The sequence below is a fragment of the Nonomuraea sp. NPDC050310 genome, assembly GCF_040655795.1.
Lineage (GTDB): Bacteria > Actinomycetota > Actinomycetes > Streptosporangiales > Streptosporangiaceae > Nonomuraea.
The window spans coordinates 211,976-228,406 of record NZ_JBFAKP010000002.1 but is presented as its reverse complement, the minus strand read 5'-3'; the positions used below and the strand labels follow the sequence as shown (position 1 = coordinate 228,406).

The 16,431-nt window shown below is 71.2% G+C and carries 19 protein-coding genes and 1 riboswitch; of the genes, 8 read left to right on the top strand and 11 right to left on the bottom strand.

Translation table 11 applies throughout. From position 1 onward, the window contains the following. Positions 1-340: 340 nt before the first annotated feature. Positions 341-1,366: a beta-eliminating lyase-related protein gene (locus AB0I67_RS07225; protein ID WP_357919030.1), complete on the top strand. Its 1,026-nt coding sequence runs from the start codon at positions 341-343 to the stop codon at positions 1,364-1,366. Positions 1,367-1,520: 154 nt separating this feature from the next. Here AB0I67_RS07225 and AB0I67_RS07220 read toward each other — a convergent pair whose 3' ends face one another. Beyond that, entirely contained in the window at positions 1,521-2,234 is a 714-nt protein-coding gene (locus AB0I67_RS07220; protein ID WP_357919027.1) for a glycosyltransferase, read from the bottom strand. A gap of 78 nt (positions 2,235-2,312) precedes the next feature. After that, positions 2,313-2,660, bottom strand: a complete 348-nt coding sequence (locus AB0I67_RS07215) for an STAS domain-containing protein (RefSeq protein WP_357919024.1) — start codon at positions 2,658-2,660, stop codon at positions 2,313-2,315. Between the two features lie 210 nt (positions 2,661-2,870). Here AB0I67_RS07215 and AB0I67_RS07210 point away from each other — a divergent pair, with 210 nt between their 5' ends. Then, positions 2,871-3,320, top strand: a complete 450-nt coding sequence (locus AB0I67_RS07210; protein WP_357919021.1) for a hypothetical protein — start codon at positions 2,871-2,873, stop codon at positions 3,318-3,320. 16 nt (positions 3,321-3,336) lie between these two features. On the opposite strand, the gene AB0I67_RS07205 is transcribed toward AB0I67_RS07210, so the two are convergent. The 3 genes from AB0I67_RS07205 to AB0I67_RS07195 are packed head-to-tail and all read right to left on the bottom strand — an operon-like array spanning position 3,337 to position 5,529. Next, entirely contained in the window at positions 3,337-3,747 is a 411-nt protein-coding gene (locus AB0I67_RS07205) for a hypothetical protein (protein WP_357919018.1), read from the bottom strand. Positions 3,748-3,778: 31 nt separating this feature from the next. After that, on the bottom strand, positions 3,779-4,843 hold the full coding sequence (locus AB0I67_RS07200; protein ID WP_357919015.1) for a HAMP domain-containing sensor histidine kinase: 1,065 nt from the start codon (positions 4,841-4,843) through the stop codon (positions 3,779-3,781). Next, positions 4,840-5,529 (bottom strand): response regulator transcription factor, encoded by a 690-nt coding sequence (locus AB0I67_RS07195; protein WP_357919012.1) that lies wholly within the window; start codon positions 5,527-5,529, stop codon positions 4,840-4,842. The genes AB0I67_RS07200 and AB0I67_RS07195 overlap by 4 nt, the downstream gene beginning before the upstream one ends. Before the next feature lie 98 nt (positions 5,530-5,627). On the opposite strand from AB0I67_RS07195, the gene AB0I67_RS07190 reads away from it, so the two are divergent. Genes AB0I67_RS07190 through yidC form a run of 3 tightly spaced genes read left to right on the top strand, consistent with a single transcriptional unit; the run spans position 5,628 to position 6,679 of the window. Then, on the top strand, positions 5,628-5,801 hold the full coding sequence (locus AB0I67_RS07190) for a hypothetical protein (RefSeq protein ID WP_357919008.1): 174 nt from the start codon (positions 5,628-5,630) through the stop codon (positions 5,799-5,801). Beyond that, positions 5,798-6,031 (top strand): DUF6412 domain-containing protein, encoded by a 234-nt coding sequence (locus AB0I67_RS07185; protein ID WP_357919005.1) that lies wholly within the window; start codon positions 5,798-5,800, stop codon positions 6,029-6,031. Before AB0I67_RS07190 ends, AB0I67_RS07185 begins: the two co-directional genes overlap by 4 nt. A gap of 27 nt (positions 6,032-6,058) precedes the next feature. Next, a complete protein-coding gene (gene yidC / locus AB0I67_RS07180; RefSeq protein ID WP_357919002.1) occupies positions 6,059-6,679 on the top strand; it encodes a membrane protein insertase YidC in 621 nt (206 codons plus the stop codon). On the opposite strand, the gene AB0I67_RS07175 is transcribed toward yidC, so the two are convergent. Then, complete coding sequence (locus AB0I67_RS07175) at positions 6,676-7,101, bottom strand: ATP-binding protein (protein WP_357918999.1); 426 nt, start codon at positions 7,099-7,101, stop codon at positions 6,676-6,678. The two genes, yidC and AB0I67_RS07175, sit on opposite strands and share 4 nt — an antisense overlap. Before the next feature lie 152 nt (positions 7,102-7,253). Further along, complete coding sequence (locus AB0I67_RS07170) at positions 7,254-9,101, bottom strand: PAS domain S-box protein (protein ID WP_357918997.1); 1,848 nt, start codon at positions 9,099-9,101, stop codon at positions 7,254-7,256. A 91-nt stretch (positions 9,102-9,192) separates the two neighbouring features. Here AB0I67_RS07170 and AB0I67_RS07165 point away from each other — a divergent pair, with 91 nt between their 5' ends. Continuing rightward, positions 9,193-9,711: a methylated-DNA--[protein]-cysteine S-methyltransferase gene (locus AB0I67_RS07165; RefSeq protein WP_357918994.1), complete on the top strand. Its 519-nt coding sequence runs from the start codon at positions 9,193-9,195 to the stop codon at positions 9,709-9,711. Here the strand turns inward: AB0I67_RS07165 and AB0I67_RS07160 are convergent. From AB0I67_RS07160 to AB0I67_RS07145, 4 genes are all read right to left on the bottom strand, one after another. Next, positions 9,686-11,020 carry a cytosine permease gene (locus AB0I67_RS07160; protein ID WP_357918991.1) on the bottom strand — a complete coding sequence of 445 codons (1,335 nt, stop codon included), beginning with the start codon at positions 11,018-11,020 and terminating at the stop codon, positions 9,686-9,688. The genes AB0I67_RS07165 and AB0I67_RS07160 overlap by 26 nt on opposite strands. Next, positions 11,011-11,123: riboswitch (TPP riboswitch) on the bottom strand. It overlaps the preceding gene by 10 nt. 22 nt (positions 11,124-11,145) lie before the next feature. Then, a complete protein-coding gene (locus AB0I67_RS07155; RefSeq protein ID WP_357918988.1) occupies positions 11,146-11,469 on the bottom strand; it encodes a rhodanese-like domain-containing protein in 324 nt (107 codons plus the stop codon). A 10-nt stretch (positions 11,470-11,479) separates the two neighbouring features. Continuing rightward, positions 11,480-12,358, bottom strand: coding sequence for a DNA-formamidopyrimidine glycosylase family protein (locus tag AB0I67_RS07150; protein WP_357918985.1), 879 nt, complete (start codon positions 12,356-12,358; stop codon positions 11,480-11,482). A 35-nt stretch (positions 12,359-12,393) separates the two neighbouring features. Continuing rightward, positions 12,394-13,674 carry an LCP family protein gene (locus tag AB0I67_RS07145; RefSeq protein ID WP_357918982.1) on the bottom strand — a complete coding sequence of 427 codons (1,281 nt, stop codon included), beginning with the start codon at positions 13,672-13,674 and terminating at the stop codon, positions 12,394-12,396. Positions 13,675-13,912: 238 nt separating this feature from the next. Here AB0I67_RS07145 and AB0I67_RS07140 point away from each other — a divergent pair, with 238 nt between their 5' ends. Both AB0I67_RS07140 and AB0I67_RS07135 read left to right on the top strand, forming a co-directional pair. Beyond that, the gene (locus AB0I67_RS07140) at positions 13,913-15,238 is read left to right on the top strand and encodes a hemolysin family protein (protein ID WP_357918979.1); all 1,326 of its coding nucleotides are present in this window, start codon (positions 13,913-13,915) and stop codon (positions 15,236-15,238) included. Further along, complete coding sequence (locus AB0I67_RS07135; protein ID WP_357918976.1) at positions 15,235-16,251, top strand: hemolysin family protein; 1,017 nt, start codon at positions 15,235-15,237, stop codon at positions 16,249-16,251. The genes AB0I67_RS07140 and AB0I67_RS07135 overlap by 4 nt, the downstream gene beginning before the upstream one ends. Positions 16,252-16,431: the final 180 nt, after the last annotated feature.

The following is a 16,431-nucleotide window of genomic DNA, read 5'->3' as shown; positions in this document are numbered from 1 at the left end:
GGGGGTTGCCCGGAACCTGGGGAGGGCGGCTGCCCCGGGCTTCCGGGGTGCCGGGAGACGGTGGCTGGGCTGGGCGGTGGGCCTTGACACGGAGGCGGGAACCCCGGGGCGGCGGGACCTGGGGTGGGACCTGGGGCGGAGACGAACCCGAGGCGCGGGGGAACCCGAGGCGGTCCGAGGGTGACGCGGGTCGGGGGCGCCGAGATATGCGATGTCCGGTTTGGGGTGGGTTGGGAGAGGAGGGGTGTGTCAGGATCGGCCCGTGGTGGATGACAGGGGGCGGCGGTTGGATGCGCTGCGGAACTGTGAGCGGATCCTATCCGGGTATCCCCCGGCGACGATGCGGGGGCGGCTGGCCGAGTTCGAGGCGGGCGCGGACCTGGACCGAGATCCCGACTTCTACGGCGACGGGCCGGTGGCTGAGCTGGAGGAGAAGGTGGCCGGGCTGCTGGGGAAGGAGGCGGCCGTGTTCTTCCCCACGGGCACGATGGCCCAGCAGGTGGCCCTGCGGTACGGCGCCGAGGTGACGGGGCGGACGGCGGTGGCGCTGCACCGGCTGGGGCATCAGGAGCTCCACGAAAGGCAGGCCCACACCCAGCTCACCGGGCTGAGGAGCGTGTGGCCGACGACGGCGCCCCGGAACCCGACGGCGGCCGAGATCGCCAGGCTGGAGGAGCCGGTCGGGAGCGTGGTGATCGAGCTGCCGTTGCGGGACGCGGGGTTCGTGCTGCCGACGTGGGACGAGCTCACGGCGGTGGCGGAGGCGGCGCGGGCCAAGGGGGCGCGGGTGCACTTCGACGGGGCGCGGCTCTGGGAGTCGACCACCTTCCTGGAGCACTCGCTGGACGAGATCGCGGGGCTGGCCGACAGCGTGTACGTGTCGTTCTACAAGACCATCCGTGGTCTGAGCGGGGCCGCGCTGGTGGGTGACGCGGAGCTGGCCGCCTATGCGCGGGCTTGGCGGCATCGGTACGGCGGGAACGTGTTCCAGCAGTGGCCGGCGGCGTTGACCGCGTTGGCTGGGCTGGAGCGGGAGTTGCCTCGGCTTCCCGGGTTCGTCCGGCATGCGCGGACGGTTGCCGAAGGGCTGGCCGGGGTGAAGGGTGCGAGGGTTTTTCCGGAACCGCCGCACACGCACCAGTTCAGGCTGTTTCTGCCGTATCGCGCCGAGGTGCTCAACCGGGCGGCGCTGGTGCTGGCGGAGGATGAGCGGGTGTGGTTCGCCGGTGGGTGGGTCGAGGGTGAGGTGCCGGGCATGGCGATGGCCGAGATCATGGTGGCCGAGCATGCGCTGGAGTGGACGGCCGAGCAGGTGGCCGAGGTCGGCGCCCGCTTCGCCCACCTGGCCCAGAGCATGTCCACTTGACGGAAACCGCCGAGCCGGCCACCTGCCGCCGAAGCACCTGGGCGTGGCGAGCTGGCCCCTTGGCGGCAACCGGGCAGCCCGGAAGCCCGCCGGACCAAGCCACCCCACCGGACCAAGCCACCCGGCCGCGCGGCCCCGCCGTACCCCCAAGGGGTCAGCGGCGGGTGAGGTCGCGCAGGGACGGTTCGCGGGCCAGGAGCGCCCGGGCCACGTCCCGGAGCTGGCGCGCCCGGTGCAGTTGGGCGGCCAGGTCGGTGCCGGTGGCCCGGTGGGCCATGTCGACCTCGACCTCCAGCACCCGGAAGCCCTTGCGCAGCAGGTCGATGGTGAGCCCGGTCTCCACCCCGAACCCGTGGGCCAGCGGCCGGGCGGCCTCGAAGGCCGCACGGGTGAGACACCGTTGCCCGTTGAGCGGCTGGACCGCCTCGAAGCCGGTGGCCCGGCGGATGCCCTCACGGGAGAGCTTGACCACCATCCCGTGCCCCCCGAGCTTGACCCGGGTGCCGAAGACGGCGATGGTCATGTCCGCCTCGTCCGCGAGCACGGGCTTGATCAGCGCGGAGGCCGCCGCGGCGGTGGCGCCGAGGTCGGCGTCGAGGAAGAGCAGGTGCCGGGTGGTGCCGGCGTCGTCGAGCAGCCGGACGGCTTCGGCGCCGCTCTCCATGGCCGCGGCCTTGCCGCGGTTGCGGCTGTGCCGTACGACACGGGCGCCCGCGGCCCGCGCGACCCGGCCGGTCTGGTCGGTCGAGCCGTCGTCCACGACCACGACGAGGTCGACGCCGGGCAGCGCGAGCGCCGCCTCGACGGTCGGGCCGATCCGCTCGGCCTCGTCCTTGGCCGGGATGACGGCGGCTACTGGCTGCGTCATGAGCCCTTGCCCTGGATGACGGCGGCGACAGGCTGCGTCATGAGCCCTCGCCCTGGGTGTCGGCGGCTACTGGCTGGGTCATGAGCCCTCGGAGATCAGGAACTCCTCCGGGACGGACTCATGCACGGTGAACACCGAGTCGAGCCCGGTGACCTGCAGAATCTTGCGTACGGCCGGCCGGGGCGCGGCGACGTCGAGGACGCCGCCCTGCTCCTTGATGCGCTTGAGCGCCGACAGCAGCACGTTCATCCCGGTGGAGTCGCAGAACTCCACCTGGGACATGTCGATGACCACTCGTTGGGGCCCGTCCTGGAGCAGCCGGGTGAATTCCGACTGCAGGCGGGGCGCCGTATAGAGGTCGATTTCACCGGCGATCTCCACAAGGGCGTGGCCGGCATGTGATCGAGTCGAGACCTTCAGCTCCACAGAAGGCAGGCTATCGGCGAGAGCGCCCCGGGTCACGTTGATCCGCGGGTGTCAGGTTTTTGTCCCCCGTTTGGGCATCACGAAAACGCGGAGTACGCGAAGCTTAACTGTGTGAAACCGGCAAGGCCGGGAAGGGGGTAGGCCCATGCCTCCGAGTCCGGTCACCGCTCCCAGAAGGATGACGGGCGACGAGTTGGGCCCATTTGACAGATGAACCTTGAGCGACCTGAAGAACCTCAACGACAGCGGCTCCGTGAGCGGCTGGAGGGCATCCAGATCCGCGCGGAGAAGGCGACCTCGTGGCACGAGGACGCGGCCCATCTGCGGGAACTGGTCAACCACGAGGGGTACGTCCCGATCCGCACCCGCCTGGCGAGTGATGATCTCGACTTCCTCGAAGGCGCGCGTGACAACCTGCTCACGTTCGCCGCGCTCGGGCTGAGGCTGCTCGACCTGCATCAGCCCCGGGACGCGGGCGGCATCACCAGCGACACCGCGCATCCGATCCTTCGGTGCCGGAGTTGCATGTGGCGCTGGCCGTGCCCGACCTTCAGGGCCATGTCGGAGTCGTTCGGCACGCAGTCGTTGCCGGCGAAGCCGCAGGCTCCGGAGGAGGCCCCGCAGGAAGCGCCGCAGGGGACGCTGCAGGAAACGGCGTGAGGTGCGGGGCGCCGGATCAGTCCGGCGCCCAGTACTTCACCAGGACTTTCTGCAGGTGCGCCACCACCGGCTGCCAGGTCTTGGTCAGCGTGTAGCGGCTGACCCGGTGGCCCTTGTAGGTGAGGGTGTACTTGATGAAGTCCGCGCCCTGCGGCGGCTGCTCCGAGCGCCCGAGCTTGAGCGCCTTGAGCCGGTGCCGGAGCGTCTTCCACTCGCCGCGGGTCAGGCACTTGTCGATCGTGGGGCCTGTTCGTCTGCTGAGACGGACACACCCGTTCTTGTAGACGATCACCCGGTTGTCGAGGCCCGCGAAGCCGCCTTGTTCGCGGAGCTGGACGAGCGTCTTGGGGGCGGGGGCCGCGGTGGCCGCGACGGGGGTCAGCGCCACCGCGAGGAGGGACACGATGAGGATTCGCCACACCTTCATGCCTCTTTGACGGATGGGAGCGGCGTTCGGCTCACGCGAGGGGCAACCGGATCTCGAACCGGCAGCCGGGCCCCTCGTTGACGACGCCGATCCGGCCGTCGTGGGCGGCCACGAGTCCTTGGGCGATGGCCAGGCCGAGCCCGGCGCCGCCGTCGCGACCGGGGGTGCGGGCGCTCTCGCCGCGGAAGGCGACGTCGAACAGCCGGGGCAGGTCGGCGTCGGGGATGCCGCCGCAGCAGTCGCGTACGGCCAGGCACGCCGTCCCGCCGTCGGGTGACACCGAGGCGCTGACCGAGACGACCCCGTCGGCCGGGGTGTGCCGGATGGCGTTGACCACGAGGTTGCCCAGCGCCCGCCCGAGTGCGCCGGCGTCGGCCCGCAGCGGGATCCCGGCCACCGCCGAGTAGTCGAGCCGCACGCCCTTGGCCCTGGCCAGCGGCTCGAACTGGTCGACGGTGTCGGCGACCAAATCGCCCAGCCCGAGGGGCACGGGCGTCAGCTTGAGCGCGCCGGCGTGGATGCGGGAGAGCTCGAACAGGTCGTCCACCATGGCCGAGAGCCGTTCGACCTCGATGCGGATCTGCGCGTGGTAGCGGCTGACCGTGGCCGGGTCGTCGACCACGCCGTCCTCCAGCGCCTCGACCATCGCCCGCATCCCCGCCAGCGGCGTGCGCAGATCGTGACTCACCCAGGCGACCAGTTCGCGCCGGGCGCCTTCCAGTGCCCGCTCGCGCGCGTACGACTCCGACAGCGCGTGCGCGATGGCCTGCAGCTCGCTCGGCAACGACTCCGGCGGCACGAACTCCCCCTCGGTCCGTACGGCTTCCGCCAGCCGCCGGCTCTCGGCCACCACGCGCCGGGCCAGGATCATCGCCACCACCAGCCCGACCAGCCCGCCGACGGCGACGAACCCGAGGGCGGTGTTGCGCGCCGAGCCCTCCAGGGTCATCTCGAAGATCCCGGTCACCACGCCCGCCAGCGTGGCCAGCACCGCGACGACCACCACGAGCAGCACCATCGCCCGCAGGGTGCGCAGCCGCCGCATCACCAGCACGCCGACCAGCGCGACGGCGATCCCGAGCAGCGCGGCGATCATGACAGCGGCTCGTACCGGTAGCCGACCCCCCAGACCGTGACGATCCGCCGGGGCGTGGTCGGGTCGGGCTCCACCTTCTCCCGCAGCCGGCGCACGTGCACGGTGACGGTCGAGGTGTCGCCGAACGACCAGCCCCACACCTGGGAGAGCAGGGCGGCGCGGCTGAAGGCCTGGCGGGGGTTGCGCATCAGGTAGGCCAGCAGGTCGAACTCCCGCGCGGTCAGCGGCAGGTCCTGGCCGCCGAGCCGTACCTCGTGGGCGCCCACGTCCACCACCAGGTCCTCGTCGCGCAGGACGCCGGTGCCTGCGATCACCGTGGCGCCCCGGGCGCGGCGCAGCACCGACTGCACGCGCAGGGCCAGCTCGCGGGGGCTGAACGGCTTGGTCACGTAGTCGTCCGCGCCGGTCTCCAGGCCGACCACGCGGTCGATCTCCTCGCCCAGCGCGGTCAGCATGATCACCGGAACCGGCCAGCGCTCGCGCAGCTTCCTGCAGACCTGGAGCCCGTCCATCCTGGGCAGCATCAGGTCGAGCACCACCAGGTCGGGCGGCTCGGCCAGCGCGCGGCGCAGGGCCTCGGCGCCGTCGCCCACGCACTCCACCCGGTGGCCGTCGCGTTCGAGGTACCTCGCCACGACCTCGGCGACCGTGGGGTCGTCCTCGACGATCAGGATGCGGGAGTTCACCCGTCTCACGGTACGGCGGCGCAACACGAAAGCGGCACGTTCGTCACGGGTTCGTAAGACCCGTCGCAGTCGGCCCCTTCACGACGTACGGTGGGCGCATGGGTCGTTTGGTAATGCTCGTCGCGGGCACGCTGCTCGCGATCTTCGTGCTGTTCAACTTCATCGTCCCCATGGTCCTCGGACTGGTGAAGATCGCGCTCATCATCGGCGTCATCGGCCTGGTGGTCTTCCTGGTCGTCCGCATGGTCAGCGGGTCCTCCTCCTACCGGTGACCTTCCTTTTCGCGCTGGCCCTTCTGCACGATCCGGCCGGCCTGGTCATCGTCGCGGGACTGCTGCTCGCCTTCTGGGTGGGCAGCAGGCCGCAGCCGGTCTCCGAGACCGGGGTGCCCGTCTTCGCACGCGTCTACGGCCGGCGCACGGCCTTCCTGCGCCAGAGCGACCCCGACGCCGCGGGACGGCCCAAACCGAGAGCGCCTTCAGGGTGCCCTGCTTTCGCCTAGAAGCAGGACACTCCTTGAGAAGGGCTCATGATCGATTCGTTCGTCGCGCTTATCACCGGGCTCGCGCACCCGGCCGTCGTCATTGTCGGGTTCACGCTTGCCGTACGGCTGCTGCTCCTGCCGTTGAGCATCCGCCAGGCCCGCACCGCCAAGATCCGTGAGCGGCTCGCGCCGCGGCTGAAGCAGATCCAGAAGCGGTACGCCAAGAACCCGGAGCGGATGACGAAGGAGGTGCGGGAGCTCTACGCGAAGGAGGGCAGTTCGCCCTTCGCGGGCTTCCTGCCGGCCTTCGCGCAGATGCCGTTCCTGTGGCTGATGTATCAGGTCGCCACGCACCCGACCGCTCTGGTCGGGTACGACCCGCTCGGACTGACGCTGGCCGGCGTGGTCGCCAATTACGGTCTGATCAGCGGGCCATTTTTGGTCTTTGTGGTGTTGGTCGCGGCCATTGTCGTGGTGGCCTGGCTGACTTCACGCAAGGTGAAGGCGAAGCTACCCGAGGACCAGCCCGAAATGCTGCGCAAGATGTTGCCGATGTTCTCCTTCGGCTCGGCCGTGGCCGCCCTCTTCCTCCCGATGGCGGCCGGCCTCTACCTGCTGATCTCCGCAGCGTGGACCTACGGAGAACGAGCAGTCCTCTACGCCTAACCGGCTTCCTTCAACGCCGGCTCAGCAGCTACGACGTGCGGCGCGGGGACGACGGCCCAAACCGTGGTGACCTCGCCTTCATGGCGAACACCCCACTTCTCCGCGACGTACTCCACGATTCCGAGCCCCCGGCCCCCCAGCGAGGACAGGGCCGGTCGGCCCGCCCTCGGCTCGGTCGCCGCACCCCCGTCACTGACCGCCACTTCCACCAGATCGTCACTCAGCAGCCAGGCCACCCGGACCATGCCGGACGGCAGAGGATGGGCGTGCCGGAGGGCGTTGCTGAGCAGCTCGCTGACCACCAGCACCGCATCGTCGATCGCCCCGGAGAAGATCCCCCACTCCTGCAGTTCGCTGCTCAGGCGCTGGCGTGCGACGGCGACGCTGGACGGTGCGTAGGGCAGTAGCACCACGCTCGACACACCCACCTCCCCGATCCCAGTCCCCCCGTGGACCCACAGTGGGAACACACCCCGGTACGACCGAAATGCCCCGTTGCACGGTCACAGAAACCGGCGACCGATTACGGCTTGTCTACATTGGACGATAGATCAGCAGATCCGTGACCACATCGTTACTGCACCGGTGTGTCGGGTTCGATAAAGAGCGCCAGCCGCATCCTGGTCCCTCCCCCCGGCCTCGGGTGGGCGGTCACCTCGCCGCCCTGCGCGCGGGCCAGGGACCGCACGATGTACAGGCCCAGTCCCACGCCGCCGAACTTGCGCCGGTCGCCGCTGTCCACCTGGACGAACCGCTCGAAGATCCGTTCACGGTCGTCCGGCCTGATGCCGAGGCCCTCGTCGTCCACCACGACGACCACGGTGTCCTCCTCGGCCCAGGCCTCCACGGAGATCAGCCCGCCGTGCGGGGAGTACTTGAAGGCGTTCTCCAGCAACTGGCCCAGGATGATGTCGGTGGCCAGCGCGTCGCCTCTGACCAGCGGCAGCTCCGCCGGCAGGGAGACCTCGACCCGGTGCCGGTCCGACAGCACCGGCAGGCCCAGGGTCGCGGCGCGGACCCGCTCGGCCAGGTCGAAGGTCTCGATCCGCACGGCTAACTCGTCGGCCCCGGCCCGCGCGCCGAGCAGCAGGTGGTCCATGAGCTGCCCGAGCGAGCGCGCCCGCTCGGCGATCGTGTGCACCGCGCTGCGGCGTTCGGCGTCGGTCATCTTGTCCCAGCGCGCGTCCAGCGTGCTGGCGAAGCCGCGCACGATGGTGATCGGGGTGCGCAGCTCGTGGCTGGTGGTCGCCAGGAACAGGTCCTTGGCCTCCTCCAGCTCCTTGGCCGCGGTCACGTCGCGGAAGTCGACCACGACCTCGCCGGTCTCCTCGATGCGGGCAGCCACCATGTCCATCCAGCGCCCGGTGTCGAGCTGCACGGTCAGCTTCTCCCCCGGCTCGGGCAGCGGGAAGGGAGGCGGCCCGCCCAGCACGGCCTCGGCGGTGAAGCCGGTCAGCTCCCCGGCCGCCGGGTTCCACTGGAGCACCCCGCCCGCGCTGTCCAGGACGGCGATGCCGTCCGCGCTGGCGTCGAAGACCGCCCGCTCGTGCGCCCGCTGGCGCACCGCGTCCTGGTAGGCCACCGCGTTGCTCACCGCGATGCCGGCGTGCCCGGCCAGCAGTTCCAGCAGCTCCAGCTCGACATGCCCGGGCTTGCGGTCGGCGAAGAGCGCGTACAGCCCGCCGTACGGCCGGCCGCCCACCGCCGCCAGGCCGAGCGCGATGGTGTGCAGGCCGGGCAGCTCGGCCCAGATCAGGTCGTCGAGGTGGTGGCTCTCCAGGAGCACGGTCTTGCCGGTCCGCATCAGCTTGCCGACCAGGCTGGCGTTGAGGTCGGCCGTCGAGCCCTTGAGGTGCTCGGGCAGCCGGTGGGAGGAGACCAGCCGCAGCCGGTCGCCCTCGATCAGCACGAAGCCGCCCGCGTCGGCGCCGGTCAGCTCGCTCAGGCTGGCGGCGATCCGGTCGAGCACCGCGGGCAGCTCCAGCGCGGCGTTGATGTCGCCGACCACGTCGGTCAGCTTGCGCACGAGCTGCGCCCGGCGCGCTCCGCGGCTGCGCGCGGCGATGTCGTCACGGACCAGGTGATGGACGCACACGTACCCGACCACCGAGGCGCCCTGGCACAACGCGCTGGTGTCCACCCGCAGGTCGAGCAGGGTGCCGTCGCGCCGGAAGCGTTTGGTGCGCAGGGAGACCTGCCCGCCCGTCCGCACCCGCTCCAGCACCGCGTTGTGCTCGGCGGTCAGCTCGCCCGGCACGATCGGGGCGCGCCGTCCCACCAGCTCCTCGGCGCTCCAGCCGAACAGCCGCTCGGCGGCCGGGTTCCAGGCCAGCACGGTCTGGTCGCGGTCGAGCGCCACCACGGCGTTGGGCGAGCTGGCGAGCACGGCCTCTGCCAAGCTGTCGTCCCAGTCGCCACTCACCTCTCCATAGTGCCGACGTCACGGGCGCTCCGCAGGCCGATCCGTCCGATACGCTGCGCTCACCATGTCAGACCTGGACGCACTGCTTAGAGTGACCTCTCCCGACTATCGGGGCGAAGGCCCGCCCGACATCGCCTTCGGCACCTACGACGGCGCGGTCGGCCGGCTGGTGCTGGCCGTGACCGCGCGGGGCGTGGCCTCCTGCGGGTACGAGGACGAGCACGTCGTCTTCGAGCGGCTGAGCCGTACCGCCGGGGGGTCGATCGGGCCGGACGCGCGCCGGCTCGACCCGGTGCGGCGCGAGCTCGACGCCTACTTCTCCGGGCGGTTGCGCGCCTTCACCGTCACCGCCGACCTGCAGCTCGCCACGCCGTTCTCGCGGACCGTGCTGCAGATGGTGGCGGCGGTGCCGTACGGGAGCACGACCACGCGTGCGGAGCTCGCCGAACGCATCGGGCGGCCCCAGGCGCTCCATGCGATCAGCAACGCGCTCAGCACCAACCCGGTCTGCGTGATCGTGCCGTGCCACCGGGTGGCCGACGACGGCGGCTACGCGGGGGGCGCAGCCGCCAAGCGGCATCTGCTCACCGTCGAGAACCGAGCCCGATGAGCCAGGTCACCAGGGCCGAGACGACGAAGGCGCCCAGGGCCGCGCTCATCCACGGCTGAGGGGTGAAGCCGATCGCCTCGCGGGCGCCGTTCCAGATCGCCGCCCACCACGCCACCTTCGGCGGCGCGGCCAGCATCCACCAGGTGACGAAGCCGAGCACCCACGGCACGACCATGAGCCAGCGGCTCGGCGCGTCGTCGGCGGTGTTCCAGCGGGCCCGGCCGCCGAGCAGGAAGTAGTCGACGGTCAGCACGGCGAACATCGGGACGAAGACGGCGCCGATGATGCTGAGGAAGGCGCCGTAGGAGTTGACGTCCACGACCAGGGCGACGCCGATGGTCAGCACGCCGATCGCCACGGACAGGATCCGCCGGTCCACCTTGGGCAGCAGGTTCTGCAGGGACATCGTGGTCGAGTAGTTGTTGGCGAAGGACTGGTCGGTCTCGCGCAGCACCAGGATGCCGAAGAAGAACGCGCCCAGCGGGGCCGCGACGAACGGCGCGAACACCGCGGTCGAGTCGGCCAGCACCGCCTGGTGCCCGGCGATGGCCACCGCGTAGACGCCGATCACCAGGCAGGCCACCTGCGCCAGGCTGTAGCCGATCACCGCGCCGCCGAAGGCCGCGCCGCTGGAGCGCGAGTGCCGGGCGAAGTCGGCCGCCACCGGCACCCAGGAGATGGACAGCGCGATCACGAAGTCGACCGCCGGGACGAAGGCGTCCCACGTGCCGGAGACCGGCGGCGCCTCGCCGACCAGCACCACCGCGAACCACACCGTCGAGATGATCACGCCGGCGGTCACGACGCGACGGATCAGCCGGATCGCGCCGAGCGGGTAGATCGTCAGGACCACGGTGAGCACCCCGGCCACGATCACCCACACCGCGTACGGCACAGCCGTCCCGAAGATCGCCTGGGCCCCCTTGGCGATCACCCAGAGCTCGAACGCGCCCCACCCGAGCATCTGGATGACGTTGAGCAGGGTCGGGACGTACGACAGCTTGGCCCCGAACAGCCCGCGCAGCAGCACCATGGCCGGCCGCCCGGTCTGCGCGCCGGGCACCGCGGCCAGGCCCACCATGGCGGTGCCGATCAGGCTGCCCACCACGGTGGCGGTGATCGCCGCGGGCACGCTCAGCGGCGTGCCGCTGACCAGCGGGTCGATCATGAACAACGCGAAGGCGAACCCGAGCAGGCTCATGCCCAGGTTGGCCCAGAACGCGCTCTGGTCGAGCACCCCCAGGACCTTCGGGGGCGCCTCGTCCAGCGTCAGCGGCACTTCTGCATGGGGATCGGCGACATGCGCCATCACACACTCCCTACGCCGGCATTACCCGGACAGGTTCATGCGGTCGGCGACAGCGGTAGTCGCCCTCTCAGCCTGGTTGCCCCAAGCTCCCGCGGGTCTGAAATTTTCGACCGGATTATGTCACATCAGGCCACGAAAGGGGATTGCCCGGTCTCGCTGACCATCTCCCGGCCGGCGGCCTCCCACGCCTGCATGCCGCCTTCGACGTTGACCGCCTTGCGGCCGATGTGGTTGAGCCAGGCGGCGGCGTTGTAGGAGCGCCCGCCGATCCGGCAGAGCACGTAGAGCGTCTGGTCGGCCGGGACCTCCTCGACCCGCATCTGCAACTCGCCCAGGGGGATGTGCACCGCGGCGGGGGCGTGGCCGGCCACCCATTCGACCTGCTCACGCACGTCGAGCAGGTAGGCGTCGGCAGGCACCTCGCGGGCCTGAATCTCGGGAACCGTCATGCCCACCAGGCTACTTGAGCAACTTGCTCATCCGCCGGTCCGCCAGGGGCTTGCCGCCGGTCTGGCAGGTGGGGCAGTACTGGAGCGAGGAGTCGGCGAAGGAGACCTCGCGGATGGTGTCGCCGCACACGTCGCAGGGCTCGCCCGCCCGGTTGTGCACGCGCAGGCCGGACTTCTTCTCCGCCTTGAGGTCCTTGGCCGCCAGGCCGTGCGCCCGCTCCACCGCGTCACGCAGGGTGGTGACGATGGCCTCGTGCAGGTCGGCGACCTGGGCCTCGGTCAGCGACGAGGCGATCTTGAAGGGCGACATCCGGGCGGCGTGCAGCACCTCGTCGGAGTAGGCGTTGCCGATGCCGGCGATCACCTTCTGGTCGCGCAGCAGGCCCTTGATCTGGGTGCGGGAGCCGCCCAGGATCTGCTGGAGGGCCTGGACGGTGAAGGCGGGGTCGAGCGGGTCGGGGCCGAGGGCGGCCACGCCCGGCACCTCGTCCGGATTTTTCACCACGTAGACGGCCAGGCGTTTCTGCGTGCCCGCCTCGGTGAGCTCGAAGCCCGGCGCCAGGCCCAGCTCGTTCGGCGACAGCCGTACCCGCACCGCCAGCGGCCCCTTGCCGGGACGGACCGGTTTCGCGCCCGAGAGGTCCTCACGCCAGCGCAGCCAGCCGGCCCGCGCCAGGTGGATGACCAGGTGCAGGCCGTCGCAGTCGAGGTCGAGGAACTTCCCGTGCCGGGACACGCCGGTGATCTCCAGCCCGCCCAGCGCCGTGACGGGCGGGTCGAAGGTCTTCAGCGCCTGGAAGGCGACGACGTCCACGCCGAGGACCGTGTGGCCGACGGCCCGGTCGCGGAGGAACTCGACGAGAGATTCCACTTCGGGTAGTTCCGGCATGCGTCCAGAGTACGGTCCACAGGCTGTGGACAACGTCAGCCCGCGCTGAGCAGGTCCTTCGGCACCGGTTTGTCGTCGGCCAGCGCGTCGAACAGCCGCAGCGCCTTCTCCCTGTCCCACTTGACGCCCTCGCCGCCGCCCACCTGCTCGACGCCGCCGAACGGCACGACCGTGGTCACCGGGCTGTCGCCCATGGCCAGGCCGAGCGAGAGCAGGTCGAACGCGCCGGTGCCCTCGGAGACGTCGACCGAGTCGGTCGCCGCGGTGGCCAGCGGGATGGCGGTGAACGGGTTGATCAGCACGCCCGGGCTGGCGGCCTTCTTGACCACCGCGCCGAGGAACTGCCGCTGCCGCTTGGTCCGCTCGAAGTCGGGCAGCGCGCCGTTGTAGCGGGTGCGCACGTAGCCGAGCGCCTCGCCGCCGCTGAGCACCTGCTTGCCCTTCTTGAGCTTCAGCCCGGCCTTGGGGTCGTTGATGTTCTCGCTCACGTTGATCTCGACGCCGCCGACCGCGTCGACGATGCCGACGAACCCGGCGAAACCGATCTCCATGTAGTTGTCGATCCGCAGCCCGGTCGCGCCCTCGACGGTCCGCACCAGCAACTGCGGCCCACCGCCCTTGATCGCGTCGGAGTAGGCGGCGTTGAGCTTGTTGCGGCCGTTGCCGGGGATGGTGACCGCCGAGTCACGCGGGAGGCTGACCAGCGTGGACCGGCCGCCGCCGTCGGGCACGTGCAGCAACATCATCGAGTCGGTGCGCCGGCCGACCGCGCGGCCGGTGGCCAGCTTGCGGCGCTGCGCCGCGGTCAGACCCTTGCGGCTGTCGGAGCCGACCAGCAGCCAGTTGGTGCCCGGCCCGTCGGCGGGGCGGCCCTCGTAGTCGTCGAGCACGCCGGCGATGGTGTTGATCCGGCCGTCGATCCAGAAGAAGCCGACCACCGCCAGCACCAGCAGCACGGCCAGCAGGCCGGCCAGCACCCCGCCGACGATCTTCCAGCGGAAGCGGAAGCCGCCGCCGCCGGTCCTGGGGCCGCGCGGCGGCTTGGGGCCCTTCGGCGGCGGCGCGGGCGAGTTCAGCGGACGCACCGGGCTCTTCCCCTCCCGCACCTTGCCGTAGACCTTGGAGCGGCCCTTCGGCTGCTCCTGCTGCTGCTCGTAGGCCGCGGTACGCGGCGCTGGGGGTTGCTCGTGCCGCGCGGTGGGTGCCACGCTCCCGGGCAGCGGATGTGCGGGCACGCCTCGCGGAGCGCCCTGGCCCGGGAGCGGGCGGCGGTCCTGCGGTGAGCGGACCGCCCGCGTTCGGTCGTCCTCGGACATGCTGGTCTGTTCCTCCCCCTTGCTTGCATTAGACGCTACGTCGCCTCTTTGACCATCGCAGACAACCGGCCAAGGTTTTCCTAGGGATAAGTACGCACAGCGACCCTCGGAAACAATCACACCTGCCTCGACCGTTACCTTTATCGACGTCAACCAGCGAAAGGAAGCTCGTGTCCGCTCCCGACCCGTGGAGTATGTGCCCGTGCGCTTGCACGGGACTTTCTGAAGGCTCGCCCCGGTGAGCGCCTATCTGGGGCTGGCCGCCCTGTTCCTCCTCACCGCGGCGACCGGATACTTCGTCGCCCAGGAGTTCGCCTTCGTCGCCGCCGACCGCGGCATCCTCCGAGACCAGGCCGCCGCCGGCGATCCGGCCGCCGAGCGGGCGCTCAAGGTGACCTCGCGGTTGTCCTTCATGCTCTCCGGCGCGCAGCTCGGCATCACGGTGACCGCGCTGATCGTCGGTTTCCTCGCGGAACCCGCCATCGCCACGCTGGTCAGACCCCTGCTGGGGGACCTGCCCGCGGGCTTCTCCGTGGCCATCGGCGTCATCGTCGCCACCATCGTGCAGATGGTGCTGGGCGAGCTGATGCCCAAGAACCTCGGCATCGCCAAGCCCGAGCAGGTCGCCAAGTTCCTGTCCCGCTCGACCCTCGTCTACCTGGCCGTCGCCGGCCCGCTGATCCGGCTGTTCGACACCGCCGCGGTCAAGCTGCTGCGCGCGGTGGGCGTCGAGCCGGTCGAGGAGGTCGAGCAGGGCGCCACGCCCGAGGAGCTCTCCCGGATCATCGCCGAGTCCACCGAGGCCGGCGAGTTGCCGCCCCGGCTGTCCGAGCTGCTGGCCCGGGCCCTGGAGTTCGGTGACCGCAACGCCGAGGAGGCCATGGTCCCACGCCCCCGCGTGGTGGCTCTGCGCGCCGACCGGCCCATCTCCCACCTGATCGAGTGCATGCGCGAGAGCGGACACTCCCGCTTCCCGGTGGTCGGCGCCGACGGCGACGTCATCGGCGTCACCGGCGTGCGCGAGCTGCTGGCCTCCGGCCTGAGCGAGGGCTCGATCACCGAGATCACCCGGCCCGCCGTGCTGGTGCCGGACTCCCTGCCGCTCCCCGCCGTCCTGGAGCGCATGCGCCAGGGCCGCGACGACCTGGTCTGCGTCATCGACGAGTACGGTGACCTGGCCGGCGTCATCTCCATCGAGGACCTCGCCGAGGAACTCGTGGGCGAGCTGGTCGACGAGAACGACCCCGAGCCGCTGGGCGCCGTCCAGCAGCCCGACGGCGTCTGGGACGTGCCCGGCACGCTGCGCCTCGACGAAATCGAGCGCGCGACCGGCCTGTCCCTGCCGGAGAGCGACGACTACGACACCGTCGCCGGCCTCGTCCTGGCCAGGCTGGGACGCATGCCCGAGCCCGGTGACACGGTCACCGTCGAGCTCACCCCCGAGGTCGACCTGTTCGACGAGGACTCCCCGGAGCAGGAGGCGGTCCTGACCGTCCTCTCGCTGCACCGCCGCGTTCCCGAGTGGGTACGGCTGGCGCCGGTCCGGGTGGAGGTCACCCAATGATCGGCATGTTGCTGCTGAGCCTGGGCCTGCTCGTGGCCAACGCGCTCTTCGTCGCGGCCGAGTTCGCCTTCGTCTCGGCCCGCCGGCACCGCCTGGAGGAGATCGCCTCGGGCGGCAGCCGGCTGACCCGCGTGGTCGCCCGTTCGGCGGTCGGCGGCAGCCGGCAGCTCTCCCTCATCCTGGCCGGCGCCCAGCTCGGCATCACGCTGTGCACGCTGGGCCTGGGCATGGTGACCGAGCCCGCGATCGAGCACTTCCTGGAGCCGGTCTTCGCCGCCGCCGGGGTGCCCGAGGGGCTGCGCGTGCCGATCGCGCTCACCCTGGCGCTGGCCCTGGTGACCTTCCTGCACATGGTGGTCGGCGAGATGGCGCCCAAGTCGTGGGCGCTGACGCACCCCGAACTGGCCGCGCTGGTGCTGACCGTGCCCTTCCGGGCGTTCACCTGGCTGATGCGGCCGCTGCTGTCGGCGCTGAACGGCCTGACCAACCTGCTGCTGCGCGCCTTCGGCGTGCGGGCCCGCGACGAGCTGGCCACCACCAGGACACCGCACCAGCTCGCCATGCTGGTCGGCGAGTCCGGGCGGATGGGCCTGCTCGACCGCGACGAGCACGACCTGCTCACCCGCGCGCTCCGTCTGGAGGCCGAGGGCATCGAGCGGCACATGGTGCCCATGGACCGGATCGTCTTCGTCCCGGCGGACGCCGGGTCGGAGCAGATCAAGCGGATCGCCGGCGGCAGCGGGCACCTGCGGCTGCTCGTGGGCGACCCGCGGGACATCAAGGGCGTCCTGCACGCCCGTGACGCCGTGCTGCGGCCCACGGCCAAGGCCGACGAGCTCGCCCGTCCTCTGCCGCGGCTGGCCTGCGTGACGCAGGTCCCCGAGGCCGTGGCGGGGCTGCAGGAGGCCCGTGCGCACCTGGCGCTGGTCACCGGGGGCGACGGGCGGCCGATCGGCATGGTCAGCCTCACCGACCTGGTCGGCGAACTGCTCAACACCCGCGTCGCCGTCTGACACCGACCCCCGGCGTACGGCTCCCGCCGTACGCCGGGGTCGGGTTGTGTGACATGTATCACCCTGAGCCGTCGCCCGGCCGGCGAGCAGCCGGCTCATCGATCGCGAGGGGACACGCCTGAGGGGTGTTCGCTCTGAGCGAACCCCGGCAAGTGGGTGGCAAGCGGCCTGCAAGGGGCG